12 protein-coding genes are annotated in these 14,141 nt (G+C 48.3%); 4 read left to right on the forward strand and 8 right to left on the reverse strand.

Translation table 11 applies throughout. The annotated features are described in order from the left end of the window. Positions 1-196: 196 nt before the first annotated feature. Positions 197-946: a hypothetical protein gene (locus tag ACO6V5_RS03505; RefSeq protein ID WP_422134311.1), complete on the reverse strand. Its 750-nt coding sequence runs from the start codon at positions 944-946 to the stop codon at positions 197-199. A gap of 942 nt (positions 947-1,888) precedes the next feature. On the opposite strand from ACO6V5_RS03505, the gene ACO6V5_RS03510 reads away from it, so the two are divergent. Together ACO6V5_RS03510 and ACO6V5_RS03515 are read left to right on the forward strand one after the other, a co-directional pair. After that, on the forward strand, positions 1,889-3,406 hold the full coding sequence (locus tag ACO6V5_RS03510) for a fumarate hydratase (RefSeq protein WP_422134310.1): 1,518 nt from the start codon (positions 1,889-1,891) through the stop codon (positions 3,404-3,406). Positions 3,407-3,638: 232 nt separating this feature from the next. Then, complete coding sequence (locus tag ACO6V5_RS03515; RefSeq protein ID WP_422134309.1) at positions 3,639-3,998, forward strand: hypothetical protein; 360 nt, start codon at positions 3,639-3,641, stop codon at positions 3,996-3,998. Positions 3,999-4,301: 303 nt separating this feature from the next. Here ACO6V5_RS03515 and ACO6V5_RS03520 read toward each other — a convergent pair whose 3' ends face one another. From ACO6V5_RS03520 to ACO6V5_RS03540, 5 genes are all read right to left on the reverse strand, one after another. Continuing rightward, positions 4,302-7,157, reverse strand: coding sequence for a valine--tRNA ligase (locus ACO6V5_RS03520; protein ID WP_422413055.1), 2,856 nt, complete (start codon positions 7,155-7,157; stop codon positions 4,302-4,304). 103 nt (positions 7,158-7,260) lie between these two features. Continuing rightward, on the reverse strand, positions 7,261-7,656 hold the full coding sequence (locus ACO6V5_RS03525) for a hypothetical protein (protein ID WP_422134307.1): 396 nt from the start codon (positions 7,654-7,656) through the stop codon (positions 7,261-7,263). 56 nt (positions 7,657-7,712) lie between these two features. Further along, positions 7,713-8,144 carry a DNA polymerase III subunit chi gene (locus ACO6V5_RS03530; RefSeq protein ID WP_422134306.1) on the reverse strand — a complete coding sequence of 144 codons (432 nt, stop codon included), beginning with the start codon at positions 8,142-8,144 and terminating at the stop codon, positions 7,713-7,715. Positions 8,145-8,280: 136 nt separating this feature from the next. Beyond that, complete coding sequence (locus ACO6V5_RS03535; protein ID WP_422413058.1) at positions 8,281-8,574, reverse strand: hypothetical protein; 294 nt, start codon at positions 8,572-8,574, stop codon at positions 8,281-8,283. Positions 8,575-8,720: 146 nt separating this feature from the next. Then, complete coding sequence (locus tag ACO6V5_RS03540; protein WP_422134304.1) at positions 8,721-10,202, reverse strand: leucyl aminopeptidase; 1,482 nt, start codon at positions 10,200-10,202, stop codon at positions 8,721-8,723. Between the two features lie 507 nt (positions 10,203-10,709). Here ACO6V5_RS03540 and lptF point away from each other — a divergent pair. Beyond that, positions 10,710-11,819 (forward strand): LPS export ABC transporter permease LptF, encoded by a 1,110-nt coding sequence (gene lptF, locus ACO6V5_RS03545; RefSeq protein ID WP_422134303.1) that lies wholly within the window; start codon positions 10,710-10,712, stop codon positions 11,817-11,819. Continuing rightward, positions 11,812-12,870 (forward strand): LPS export ABC transporter permease LptG, encoded by a 1,059-nt coding sequence (gene lptG, locus ACO6V5_RS03550; protein WP_422134302.1) that lies wholly within the window; start codon positions 11,812-11,814, stop codon positions 12,868-12,870. Before lptF ends, lptG begins: the two co-directional genes overlap by 8 nt. Positions 12,871-12,994: 124 nt before the next feature. Here lptG and ACO6V5_RS03555 read toward each other — a convergent pair whose 3' ends face one another. Together ACO6V5_RS03555 and ACO6V5_RS03560 are read right to left on the reverse strand one after the other, a co-directional pair. Then, positions 12,995-13,477, reverse strand: a complete 483-nt coding sequence (locus ACO6V5_RS03555; RefSeq protein WP_422413060.1) for an RDD family protein — start codon at positions 13,475-13,477, stop codon at positions 12,995-12,997. A gap of 88 nt (positions 13,478-13,565) precedes the next feature. Further along, positions 13,566-14,114: a GNAT family N-acetyltransferase gene (locus tag ACO6V5_RS03560; RefSeq protein WP_422413062.1), complete on the reverse strand. Its 549-nt coding sequence runs from the start codon at positions 14,112-14,114 to the stop codon at positions 13,566-13,568. Between the last annotated feature and the right edge of the window lie 27 nt (positions 14,115-14,141).

Here is a 14,141-nt window from a genome sequence, read left to right on the forward strand (position 1 = left end):
CCCACTAATAATTGGATATTTTTTGCTCATTTTAAGATTTGGGAAAACTTCTGTTGGTCTGGTTGCGCTATTCTCGGTCAGGCTCCTAGGTGCGATGTTGCGATGGTGCGGTGTTGAATCAGCTATTTGATCGCTTCGATATAAGGCCAGAATCCAATAGCTCTCTCGGGTGTTGCCAGATCAGATCCTTATTTATTCAGTGAAATCCATAAATACGCATTTTTTCAAGATTGTCGGGATTTATTTTCTGTTTCAAGTTCTTCCAACAATATAAAAGTAAGCTGTATGCTTCTGCATTTTCAGAGTTACAAGTTATAGCTATCACTGCTGAATTTACTGCAGAGTTTACAGTCGATTGATTTATTCCCCTATCTTCTCTGTTTGTAAAAAATAAATAATAATAATGAATTGCATCGTTATGGTTGCCCATCAAAGAGTGAACAAATGAAAGTTCATAGTAAATTTGCAAATTTCTGAGATTTGTTGGGTGGGAAAACTTTGTTTTTACCAGGCATGTATTTAAAGTGCTCAACGCTTGTCCTAGTTTTCCCATATTTCTTAAAGCTACTGCGTGGGCATACAAAAAGAATAAATCATCTTTATGTTCTGAAAATTTACAGAGGTAATCAATATCACGCCATAAGGCTGAAAACCTTCCTTCTTTCCTTGCTCGTTCAAGCAATCTTCTCAAATGATAATGTAGAGATGTGTTGTGTTTATTATTTGTACTGATTCCAGAGCTGATATTTTTTCCAATTGCCATTCTGGCGACAGAGTCTTCTCCCCTTAGGCAACCAGTTGGTAAAAGTTGTAATGAAATTTGAAAACCACAATTAGGGCAAAAGTTGCTTGCTGCATTAATTTCAAATTTACAATTATTGCATCCTACTGACCAAGCTTGACCTGTAATGATGACTGGTATCAAAGTTATAAATAAATATCGCATAACGAAATACTAACGTGAAAACTTCGATAATTTGGCAAACTTTTCTGATCTGCACATTTAAGGTAGCCAAATGATAGCTGTCAGGTGAAAAGGTGCAAGTATCATTTTCCATTTGTGAGTTCAGAGTTTCTGGTTATTGGTTTGAGAACGATCAATCAGAACTGATAATGAATACTATCTCTGTCGTTTAGATCAAGGTCTCAGAAGGCCGGACAGGTGTCTTTCAGTAAGAAGAACTTAATGACTTTTTATGTTCTCAGCAGTGGTAACAATCTCTGCTTCTGTGCAGAAATAAATCATGCTCTGGTCTCGACGTGGTCCAAGTTTTTCAGATTTGTACCCTGTCAGGCTTGAAACAGTGCAGCTGACAACTAACAGCCGACTGGGTATTATGACTCCCGATGGAAGATAAGGTAGACCTCTGAGTCGGTAACCGATTCAATTCCAAAATATCAGCCTATTGCACTTGTCGTTTTTTTCCAGTCTGCTCTGTTCTGAAGAGAAATCTGCTTTGCAATGCTGTTGTGTTTTTTACTTTTTTGCGTATTAACCGAGAGCATTATTCAGTTGTGGCTCGTGTTATCAGGTATTGTCTGTCGTTTTGTTTCGGTAATCCGTGACAAAAAGTGATAGATCCTGTTTTCAATCCATGTTTTCTGATGCAAAGCATTGATATACTGGCAGGACAAATGAGGAGGGGAAGCTCATGGGAAACCGATAAAACTGTCGTGTTTCGAAGGGTTCTTCATTGATGTTCTGATCTATATGACAGAGGTTTCTGTTCAGATCAGAACCAAACAACAGAGCCGGGGAACCGGCCAGGGTCCTGAAGGCTGTTCTTCAGAGATCGCAATAGATTGAAGCTTGCAAATCCGGGGTCTGTTGGAGCTGTGCTTTGAGTCCGACAGGTTTCTGGACCGAACATGGGAGTTGGGGAGCGCAATGTCACTAATTCGTGAAGAGGATCTGATTGAGAGCGTAGCTGACGCTCTGCAATTTATCTCCTGTTATCATCCACTGGACTTTATTCACGCTGTTCATGATGCCTGGAAAAAAGAGCCCTCCAAGGCTGCCAAAGACGCCATGGCCCAGATTCTGATTAATTCCAGAATGTGTGCAATGGGCAAGCGACCTATTTGTCAGGATACCGGTATTGTTACGGTCTTCCTGAAGATCGGTATGAATGTCCGCTTCGAAAGTGACCGAAGTGTCGAGGATATGGTGAATGAAGGTGTTCGCCGTGCCTATACGCATCCGGAAAATGTTCTGCGTGCCTCTGTTCTGGAAGATCCGGCAGGTGCCCGCAAAAACACTAAAGACAACACACCTGCTGTCATTCACATGACTCTCGTGCCCGGAGATACTGTTGATGTCCAGGTGGCAGCCAAAGGTGGTGGTTCCGAGAACAAGTCCAAGCTCGCCATGCTTAACCCCTCTGATGATATTGTTGAGTGGGTCAGGAAAACCGTACCGACGATGGGTGCGGGCTGGTGTCCTCCGGGCATGTTGGGTATTGGTATTGGTGGAACAGCTGAAAAAGCCATGGTGCTTGCCAAGGAATCTCTGATGGACCCCATTGATATCCATGAACTCAGAGAGCGTGGACCCAGTAACCGGGTTGAAGAGCTGCGTTTGGAGATCATGGATGCTGTCAACAGTCTGGGTATTGGTGCACAGGGTCTGGGTGGTCTCACCACGGTGCTTGATATCAAGATCAAGGACTATCCTACTCATGCCGCCTCTCTGCCCGTGGCGATGATTCCAAACTGTGCTGCCACACGACATGCGCACTTTGTACTGGACGGCAATGGCCCTGTTATTCAGGAAGCTCCGAGCCTGGATGATTACCCTGAAGTCGCTCTGGATATGAGTGAAGGGGTGCGCAAGGTTAATGTTGACGATATCTCCAAAGAAGAGACCAAGAGCTGGAAGCCGGGCGACACAGTATTGCTGTCAGGAAAAATTCTGACCGGTCGTGATGCTGCCCATAAGCGCATGGTTGACATGATGTCCCGTGGCGAAGAGTTGCCTGTTGATCTGAAAGGTCGTTTTATCTACTACGTAGGACCTGTTGATCCGGTTCGTGACGAAGTGGTGGGTCCGGCAGGTCCAACCACTTCTACTCGTATGGACAAATTTACCCGTACTATGCTGGAGCAGACCGGTCTGGCTGGAATGATTGGCAAGGCTGAACGGGGTGACGCTGCGATTGAGGCGATCAAGGATAACGAATCTGTCTATCTGATTGCTGTAGGTGGAGCCGCTTACCTGGTTTCCCAGGCTGTCAAGAAAGCAGAAGTCGTTGCTTTCCCTGAACTGGGTATGGAAGCTATCTACGAGTTTGAGGTTAAGGATATGCCTGTGACCGTAGCAGTCGATCACACGGGTAATTCTGTCCACAAAACCGGACCACAAATCTGGAAACAAAAGATAGAAGAGCAGGTTCTGGATATTAAATAAGTTTCCAAGAGCCTGTATCGGGTCAGCCTCTCGGGGCTGGTCCGGCTTTATTCGCTAGTTTATTCAACTGTTACCTCTTTTTTGATGGCCTTTTTTCTCCTTTAGTGGGTTCTTGTAGCGCTCCTTCCTGCCTGATTAAATGGACATAAACACTGCCAAAATCTGGATATTCGGCGAGATATAATCAGGCTTCTATAATCAGTTTATTAGAACAGGCAGTAAGGACGCACCAATGGTTGACGATTCTGATCAGGGTCAGGAGCCCGCCTCCGGCCGGAACAATCCTGAAAATACTGAGTTTCTTTTTTTCTGGCAAAACCTTTTTGCAAGGATTAGACGCTTTGTCTCAGACAGGCAAGATGTTATCAGGATGGATTCTGATGCCAGAATCGTCCGGTCTAATCTATTGAACCTCCAGATTGAAGGTCGATTCGAGCATTTCTGGATTGCAGAGCATCCGGAGGAGGTTGTAGAAGACAATCAATGTGAGTCGATCGTTGATGATGAGCTGTTTTCAGAGTTACTGGCTATTGAAGAAGAGTGGATACGCTTGCAGCAGTTCAGGGATCAATTTCGGAAAAACACTGATTAGATGCCCCCACAGGAATATTGTTAGTCAGACTGACGCTCTGGTTAGTTCTTAATCAGTTTTATCGAATAAGCATAAAGCCCCGTACTTTGAGGACGGGGATGTAAGCTCGGCTTGCAAAGCAAGCCCCTTGTGCTGGTTTCCTATCCGTAAGGTGCTTTTAGCGATTACGCTACCTGACAGGAAAAGTAATAAAGGCATATCAACAGCCCCTGAGAGACCCGTAAAAAGGCCTGGCTGCTATTCGCACCCAGGCTTTTTATGTTTTCAGAACTCAATAAAATATAAACTCAACAGCTACCGGATTCACAGAGCCCGAATCGCTTTGAGCTGTTCATCGAGCCGTTCTCTGGCAGCCAGCGCTTCTGTCAACTTTTCGCGTTCCTTTGCAACTACTTCAGGTTTGGCGTTGTTGATGAACTTCTCGTTGGCCAGTTTGCCTTCAAAGCGCTGAACTTCTTTATTCAGTCGTTCAACTTCTCTGCTCAGACGAGCTAGTTCCTTGTCTTTGTCGATCAGGCCCGCAATAGGCACCAGAACTTCCATCTTGCCGACCAGTTGAGTCGTCGACATAGGTGCTTCCTCGTCAGAGCCCAGAAGACGAATGTCTGACAATTTCGCCAGAGACTTCAGAAAAGCGCTGTTTTCATCAAGGCGACGTTGGTCGTCAGAAGAGAGGTTGCGCAGCAGAACATTGAGTTCACGGCTGGGGCCAATATTCAGTTCAGCACGAATATTACGGATACCGGTAATGAAGCCTTTCAGCCATTCGATGTCTTGCTCGGCAGTTTCGTCCAGCTTGCTTTCGTCCAGAGTCGGGTAACTCTGCAGCATCAGGGTTTCACCTTCAACGCCAGCTTCTTGCTTGATGTTCTGCCAGATCTCTTCAGTAATAAACGGCATGAATGGGTGAGCCAGACGCATAATGGTTTCCAGAACCCGGACCAGTGTTCGACGGGTACCCCGCTTCAGGGCTTCGGAAGCATTTTCACTCCATAGAACAGGCTTGGACAGTTCCAGGTACCAGGCACAGTATTCATTCCAGATGAAGTCGTACAGATTCTGGGAAGCGTGATCCAGACGGAAGTCTGCCAGATTCTTTTCAAGCTGGGCTTCAAGACGTTGCAGCCGGGAAATAATCCACTTGTCCGCCAGAGTCAGCTCAACGTCGGTATTGCTCTGACCACAGTCTTCACCCCTGGTGTTCATCTGAACATAGTTGGCTGCATTCCAGATCTTGTTACAGAAGTTTCGGTAACCTTCCAGGCGCTTCATATCCCAGTTGATGTCACGGCCGGTGGAAGCCAGTGAATATAGGGTGTAACGCAGGGCATCCGTACCGTGCGCCGCGATACCTTCAGAGAAGGTTTTACGGGTTCGTTTTTCAATTTTTGCCGCCAGCTGTGGCTGCATCATATTGCCGGTGCGTTTTGCAACCAGATCTTCCAGGCCGATGCCGTCGATCATATCCAGCGGGTCCAGTACGTTACCTTTGGACTTGGACATCTTGTCGCCATTCTCATCTCGAATCAGACCGGTCATGTAGATATACTTGAACGGTACCTGGGGGTTGCCGTCTTCATCTTTGATGAAATGCATGGTCATCATGATCATCCTGGCAACCCAGAAGAAAATGATGTCAAAACCGGACACCAGAACATCTGTCGGGTGGAAGGTTTTCAGGCGCCCGGTGTTTTCAGGCCAGCCCAGGGTGGCAAAAGTCCAGAGGGCAGAAGAGAACCAGGTATCCAGTACGTCGTCTTCCTGTTTAAGGCTGACTTCGGCCGGGATGTTGTTTTCCTGTCGTACGTCTTCTTCACTGCGGCCTACATAAACATTGCCCTCTTCATCGTACCAGGCAGGAATGCGGTGGCCCCACCAGAGCTGGCGGGAAATACACCAGTCCTGAATGTCCTGCATCCAGGAGAAATACATGTTTTCGTATTGTTTGGGGACAAACTGAATGCGGCCATCTTTGACGGCTTCAATGGCGGGTTTTGCCATAGGCCCGGCACGGACAAACCACTGGTCCGTCAGCAGAGGTTCAATAACAACGTCAGAACGGTCACCGTAAGGCACCATCAGTTCGTGATCTTTAACTTCTTCCAGCAGCCCGGCCGCTTCAAAGTCGGCGATAATGGCCTTACGAGCAGCAAAACGCTCCATGCCACGGTATTTCTCGGGGATGGGGGCTTCCATGTCGTGATTGCTGGAACCATCAATGTTGAAAACTTCACCCTGTTCACTGATATGACCTTCCAGAGTCATGACATTAATCATGGGCAGACCGCAGCGCTTGCCGACCTCGTTATCGTTGAAGTCGTGAGCCGGAGTGATTTTTACACAACCTGTGCCTTTTTCCATGTCAGCATGTTCATCGGCAACGATAGGAATACGACGGTTGACCAGTGGCAGGATAATGTCTTTTCCGATCAGGGCCTTGTAGCGCTCGTCTGCGGCATTAACGGCAACACCTGTGTCACCCAGCATGGTTTCGGGACGGGTTGTGGCTACGACAATGTAGTTTTTGCCTTCAGCGGTTTTTTCGCCGTCAGCCAGAGGATAACGCAGGTGCCACATGTGCCCTTTGATTTCCTTGTTCAGCACTTCCAGGTCAGAGATGGCGGTATGAAGTTTGGGGTCCCAGTTGACCAGGCGCTTGCCACGATAGATCAGATCGTCTTCATAAAGGCGAACGAAGACTTCCTGAACGGCTTTGTAGAAGCCTTTATCCATGGTGAAACGTTCATTGTTCCAGTCAACAGAGGCTCCAAGACGACGCAGCTGACGGGTGATGTGACCGCCGGAATCTTCTTTCCATTCCCAGATCTTGTCGGTAAAAGCTTCACGGCCATAATCGTGACGTGTCTTGCCTTCTTCCGCCTGGACTTTACGCTCTACCACCATCTGTGTGGCAATACCGGCATGGTCAGTACCCACCTGCCAAAGAGTATTGCTGCCTTTCATGCGCTGGTAACGAATCAGGGCGTCCATAATGGAGTCCTGAAAAGCGTGACCCATGTGCAGACTGCCGGTGACATTGGGCGGTGGAATCATGATGGAGTAGGGAGAACCTTCGCCGGAGGGGGCAAAGTAGCCTTTTTCTTCCCAAGTCTGATACCAGCTGCGCTCAATCGCGTGAGGGTTAAACGTTTTTTCCATAACTACAGAGTTCTGACAGGTTCTGATCTAAACGACGCAGTATACACGGAACCGACAGGGCAGTGTTAATAGGAGAAGCCACCTGTCTGAATGATATCGGACGTTAATCCGATAGACCGTCGGGCATCTGATCGAGAAGGTGATCCAGATAGTTGTTAAGCTCACGGTTCAGCTGAGCCTCGACCCTGACCAGCTCTTCATCGATGATCTCCTGAATCAGCAGTCGGGCCTGTTTGCGTAGCCGGGTTTTCAGTTCAGACTCCGTGACACCGGGGTTAAGCAGGGGGCTTAGAATAGGCGGTTCCTGCGAGTTATTCTGTTGATAATCACCGGTGACATTCAGAACTGTGACGGTCTGTCTGGCCCCTTCATGCTCAGCAAGGTCGGTAAGAACAGGAATGTGTTGGTTGAGATGATCATTGCGGTCTATCTCTTCCTTCAGTAGGCTTTTTAATCTTTCCTGTTCATTCAGCAGACCTTTCGTTTTTTTCTGACTCATATTTTCTACCTGCTCATTTTTTTTGCCAGCGGATGGCTTTTTGCCAGCTAATGGCTTCAATCCCGGATTTGATGGGTTTCCGGCTGGATGCCATCCGCAACATAAGTCCTGAATTTTTCACGGAGAACCTCAACCGGGCCCGGACTCTGGTCAACAATTTCACAAGTTCGGACAAAATTTTTGTAAAAGTTCGGAATTTGGCTGGACAGATTGATCAGCAGGGTGTTGTCGTGCAACGATTCCGGTGGTTTATATCCCAGCGTGATTGGCGCTATTACTGCTTCGCTGTTGATGATCTGGTGTGGCAGAAAACTGTCCTCACGCCACTCCCAGAGCAGTCGGTCCAGAGTTTCGCACTGGATGTCATTATCCGTATGAATATGTACAGGCATACCACTCCGCCATGCCTTGTCGGTCAGTCGACAGGCGAACTTTTTAACGGCTTGGGCAGACTGCTGTTGCAGTAAATAGAAGGTAACTCGAGACATGACGTTGAGTGTAATGGGAAATGATGCTGGTTTAAAGGTCGTTAACTGTCAACGCTTGGGTTAGCTGCGCGCCGAAGGCGCGTCGGGTGGAGCCCTTAAGGACGGAGCCTACTCCACCACTTGTCAGGTAGCCTGGTTATTGGCGGGAAAAGAAGGTCTGGAGCATTTCTTTGATTTCACTGATTTCAGAGCCTTGCCGGTCAACTTTCTGTTCGAGGCCGTCAAAACGGACTTTAACCTCATGAACCTCATGTTCGAGGCCGGCAAACCGCTGATTAACTTCATGTCTGAATTGACTGTGTTCTTTTTCTTGCTGGTCAAACCTTTGGTGCATTTCACCACGGGTCTGACCCAAACCATCAACTACGTCAGTCAAGGTGTTGCGAATATGATTAATCTCTGTCGGCTGAGGCTTTGCTCTTGTATTCACTGGCATAACTCCAATCAATATGAGTGAATGACACAGATTAGCAGAGATTTACGGCAAGACACCTGACAGCAGCTTCACGAATGTTGCGTTGATGATTTTCGGAAACAGGGGTTGTGAGCCTCCAAAGATCCACAACCCTGAGAATATTACAGCTGGTTCAGCAGATATTGAATCAGCATGGGCACAGGGCGACCGGTAGCGCCTTTGGCTTTACCGGAGTTCCATCCCGTTCCGGCGATGTCCAGATGAGCCCACGGGTAGCTTTCTGTAAAGCGCGCCAGGAAGCAGGCCGCAGTGATGGTGCCAGCCGCACGGCCACCGATGTTGGCCATATCAGCAAAGTTGGAATCCAGCTGGGCCTGATACTCTTCACCCATTGGCAGCTGCCAGGCCAGATCGGAAGCGTCTTTGGAAGCTTTCAGCAGTGCTTCGGTCAGCTCATCATTGTTGCTCAGAAGACCGGTGGTGTGGTGACCCAGTGCAATGACACAGGCACCTGTGAGAGTGGCAACATCGATCACTGCTTTTGGCTTGTAACGCTCGGCGTAAGTCAGAGCATCACAGAGTACCAGTCGGCCTTCGGCGTCAGTATTAAGGATTTCAATGGTCTGGCCCGACATTGAAGTGACGATGTCTCCCGGACGGGTAGCGTTGCCACTGGGCATATTCTCGGCGGCGGCAACCATGCCTACAACGTTGATGGGCAGGTTCAATGCCAGAATGGTCTGCATGGCGCCAAAAATGCTGGCTGCACCACACATGTCGAATTTCATCTCGTCCATGGCTGCACCGGGCTTCAGGGAAATACCACCGGTATCGAAGGTAATGCCTTTGCCCAGAAGTACAACGGGCTTCTCACCGCGCTTGCCACCTTTGTAGTCCATCAGGATCAATTTGGATTCCTGGTCTGAACCCTGGCCTACGGAAAGTAGGGAGTTCATACCCAGATCGGACATCTGTTTTTCACCCAAAATCTTGGCAGTCATCCTGGCATGGGATTTTGCCAGAGCTTTAGCCTGATCTGCCAGATAAGTCGGGTGGCAGATATTGCCCGGCAGGTTGCCCAGAGTACGAGCCAGGTTACGACCTTCACCAATGGCTTGACTTTCAGCAATAGCTTGATTCAGAGATTTTGCCTGCTTGCGATCAGCCAGAAAGGTGACCTTCTTCAGTACCAGTGCATCGGCGCTTTTACTCTTGAATTCGTCGAACTGGTAGAACGCATATACAATGGCTTCTACCAGCTGACGTACTTTCCAGCTATGGTCCTTGCCGTGCACATTGATATCTTCCAGGGATACCAGGGCGTCTTTGACAGAGGTAGCTTTCAGTTCACCAGCAACGGCTCTGGCCAGTTTGATGAATTCACTTTCCTTGAGGGCGGCTTTTCCTTCGCCGGTCGCACAGAGCAGAATCCGCTCAGAGGGCAATTCCGGAACATGCTGGAGCAACAGGGTCTGACCTGCCTTGTACTTGAGGTCGCCTCGTTTAAGGATGCTGTTGATGGCACCCTTGCTGGCTTCGTTTACGGCTGCGGCTGCGGCGGTAAGCTCTTTCTTCTGCACACCCAATACCAGGCAGGCAGTTTTCTGCTTCTCTACCGCTCCGCTTTTTACGATAAATTGCATGGTTGCTCCCATAGGACACTTGTCCGGTTCTAACTCTCGGGGATGACCCGATTTCCTGTTAATCTTTCTGACAAATTCCTGATAAATACTCCTAATCGGGCTTGTGGCTCTGGTAACCAGGAGTCGGGATTTCGAGGGAACCGACGGACACCTGAGTCAGCCCTGAATGCCCCTGGGGGACACACCCTTTTTTAGCAAAAGGCACGTAAATGATGAGACTTCTTTCATCCGGGCTATAAACTCGAAGAGGTTTGTTGGATAATTGTCAGATCGGGTATTTGAACAGAGCTTGCACGAGAAGTGAATTCCCGCAAGGCTTTCAGAGATAGATTTTAGTCCGTTTATTGTATCAATGTGTCGACAACTGATTTTTCGGGCAGAAAAATCATGTTTTGATGGTCGACAAATGTTCAGGATTACTGTCTGTCTTGAAGCGTCATACTTACCGGACCTCTCGGGTAAGTGAGTTTTACTTTTATGAACTATCGGAAACAGTAACTCAAGATCATGCCTTCGATCCTTTTTCGATACCTGGCCAAAGAAATGCTCAAGGTCACATTTGCTGTGACCGGCGTTGTGCTCCTGATTATCATGAGTGGCCGTTTTGTGAACTATCTTGCGCAGGCTGCCAATGGCACGCTGAACGCCGATATCCTTTTTGCCATTATGGGCTACAGAATGCCCGAATTCCTGGTAATGATTATTCCCCTGGGGCTGTTTCTGGGCATTATCATGGCATATGGCAGGCTCTATGTAGAAAATGAAATGACGGTTATGGGGGCCTGTGGTGTCAGTCAGGGCCATCTGCTGCGCATGACCATGATTCCGGCGCTGGGCGTTATGCTAGTGGTGGCTCTTCTAAGTATTCTGGTCGCCCCCTGGGGGATAAAGAAGGTAGAAACCATTCTTCATCAGCAGGATTCCATGACTGAGTTCGACACCCTGGTACCGGGTCGTTTTCAAAAGTTTGAGGGGGCAAATCGGGTTACTTACACCGAATCGCTGACGGATGACAATCAACAGATGGAGAAGGTGTTTATTGCTCACCAGTCATCCGGGCGGGGCAGTTCAGAGATGTCTCTGGTGCTGGCAGAGCGTGGTCGTATATCTACCACAGAGGAAGCCGGTCAGCGCTATCTTATCCTGAGTGATGGTTATCGCTACGATCTGACACCCGGTGGCAAAAAAGTCAGGGTGACTCAGTATGGAACCTATGGCGTCCGAATGGAAGAGAATGCAGTCGCAGATGAAATCAGCAAAGAGCAGGCGCTGCCGACTTCTACATTGTTAGGCTCTGATAATCCCACCTATATAGCTGAGTTGCAGTGGCGTATCTCACTGCCATTATTGATTCCAATTATTGTGTTGCTGGCTGTACCGCTCTCAAAAGTGAGCCCCAGACAAGGACGCTTCGTCAAACTCTTGCCCGGTGTATTGCTCTATCTGCTGTATCTGGCGTTACTGATTTCAACCCGTGGAATGGTTGATGATGGTCGCCTTTCTCCAAAGGTCGGTGTCTGGTGGGTGCATGGGGTTTATCTGCTGCTTGGATTGGTCGTTTATTTTCAGGAGCCTTTGCGGGTCATGATTGCCAAAAGGAAAGTTGCTCATGCGTAAGCTGGACCGTTACATCGCATGGAACGTATTGGCTTCCATGGTCGTGGTGCTTTTGATTCTGGTGGCGCTGGAATCCATGTTCGCGTTTTTGGGCGAGCTGGATAATATTCGTGGCAATTATCAGATGGTGGATGCGGTCGTCTATATTTTGCTTCTCATCCCCAAGAAGATTTATGAGTTCATCCCGGTGTCAGCCTTGATTGGATGTCTTGCTGGCCTCGGCAGTATGGCCTCAAACAGCGAGCTGGTGGTCATGAGAGCCGCAGGTGTTTCGCTGTGGCGGATGGTCTGGTCTGTGATGAAGCCGGCCCTGGTGCTGATTTTCATAGGCATCGTATTGGGTGAATATGTGGCGCCCGCCACAGAGCAGATTGCTGAAAGCCGGAAGAATATCGCCCGATCCCACAATGGCGAGTATTCCGGAGAAGGGGTCTGGCATCGTGAAGGCAATGAATTTATGTATTTTAATGCCGTTGAGCCAAATGGTGTGCTCTACGGTGTGAGTCGATATGTTTTTGATGATGATATGAGACTCAAGGAGAGTTCGTTTGCCAGAAGGGCGATCTATCAACAGGACCACTGGCTGCTTGAGGATGTCACCCTCAGTCGTATGGAAGGCGATAAAGTCGTTTCAGAAACAGTGAATACAGAGCCCTGGGATACCAACCTGACAACAACGCTTTTGAAAGTGGTGGTGGTTAAGCCCGATGGCTTGTCTATATCAGGCCTGAATACTTATACCCGTTATCTGGAAGAGCAGGGACTGGATACGGGTGAATATGCGCTGGCGTTCTGGACAAAAGCACTGCAACCCTTGTCTATTTTCTCCCTGGTGCTGGTGGGAATCTCTTTTGTCTTTGGTCCTCTGCGCTCGGTCAGTATGGGGCTGAGAATCTTTTCGGGCGTGATTACCGGGGTTGTATTTATGATTGTGCAGAACCTGCTGGGGCCTTCCAGCCTGGTGTTTGGTTTTCCGCCAGTCTTCTCTGTTCTGCTGCCGGTTCTGATCTGTATTGGTATAGGGTCATTGTTGCTACACCGGGCTGCCTGATGACAGAGTGCTGTCTTATTTCGGAAGATGGCTGGCTGTATTGAGAGAGTATGAATGGTGTTAAATCCAGGTGCCTGAGGCAGTCATTGAGCTAACATAGGCTGACTGCCTGTGATTTATCCGGTCAGGACTTTTGTTTAGGAATATACAGCGTTCTGGATCGGGACAAGCGATCTTGCCAGCTGAGATGTTCCCGATCCCAGAGACACCATAAGACTCCCAGTCCGCAGAGTAACAGGGCAGGGATAGCGGTCAGTGTGCGAATCAGACATTGGCCGATAGAGATATAACCTCCTTCCCGATCCACAATCTGAATATTCCAGGCCTGCATGCCCAGTGTCTGGCCACGACGAGTCCAGAAAAAGGCAAAGAAGCTGAAAATACTCAGAAAAAGCGCAGCGTAAAAGAAAGGTCCGCCAATGGATTGTCCGTTCTCTGTCATGGCCTTGAGTTCTTCAGCGCCATATACCTTCATCTGAATGCCCAGGTTGATAAAACCCACCAGAAACATAATGGCCAAAACCAGAAAACTGTCGTAGATCATGGCAGCCAGTCGCCGCCAAACGGGTGCGGGTTGAGCCTGCTTCTTTTGAGATGTGCCTGACATAAAAACTCCTGTAACAGGCTGCGGAGTTTATCAGTTTCTATCTTGTTGGGCAGCTTTGACATAAAGACGCCCATAAAAAGTAAGGCTGTTAATGATCCGCAGGATTGATTCTGGATGTCAGAATATGATCCTGCCACTTTCCGGCAATCTTGAGGTAAGACCGGGCTCTACCTTCTACTTCAAAGCCCAGCTTTTTGAGTAATGCAGCACTTCGATGGTTGTCAGGAATATAGTTGGCCATGATGCGATGAAGCTTTGCTTCCTGAAAGATATAGTCCATGCCCGCAGAAACAATCTCCTGCATTAATCCCTGGCCCTGGTATTTTTTCGAAATAGAGTAGCCCAGGTGACAGGCTTGAAAAGCACCATGGACGACATTGTTAAAATTACACAGGCCAATGATTTCTTTTCGGTCAGGTGTCAGTGCTGTGAGCTGGAAACCTGAACCTTCCTCGAAGCTTTTGTACTGTTCGGTGAGCTGGTGCTCACATCGTTCCAGTGTATAAAAACCTTTGCTTCGTACAGGTTCCCAGGGGGTAAGATGATCCCGGTTAGTCAGTCTGTACTCCAGCAGCAGTCCGGCGTGTTCGGGCTCAAGCAAGGTTAATTGAGTTCTGGGTGTTTTTATATTGATCATATTTTTATGATGAGCCGGAGGGAGCCT

It is taken from the genome of Endozoicomonas sp. ALD068 (genome assembly GCF_049310145.1).
Taxonomy (GTDB): domain Bacteria; phylum Pseudomonadota; class Gammaproteobacteria; order Pseudomonadales; family Endozoicomonadaceae; genus Endozoicomonas_A.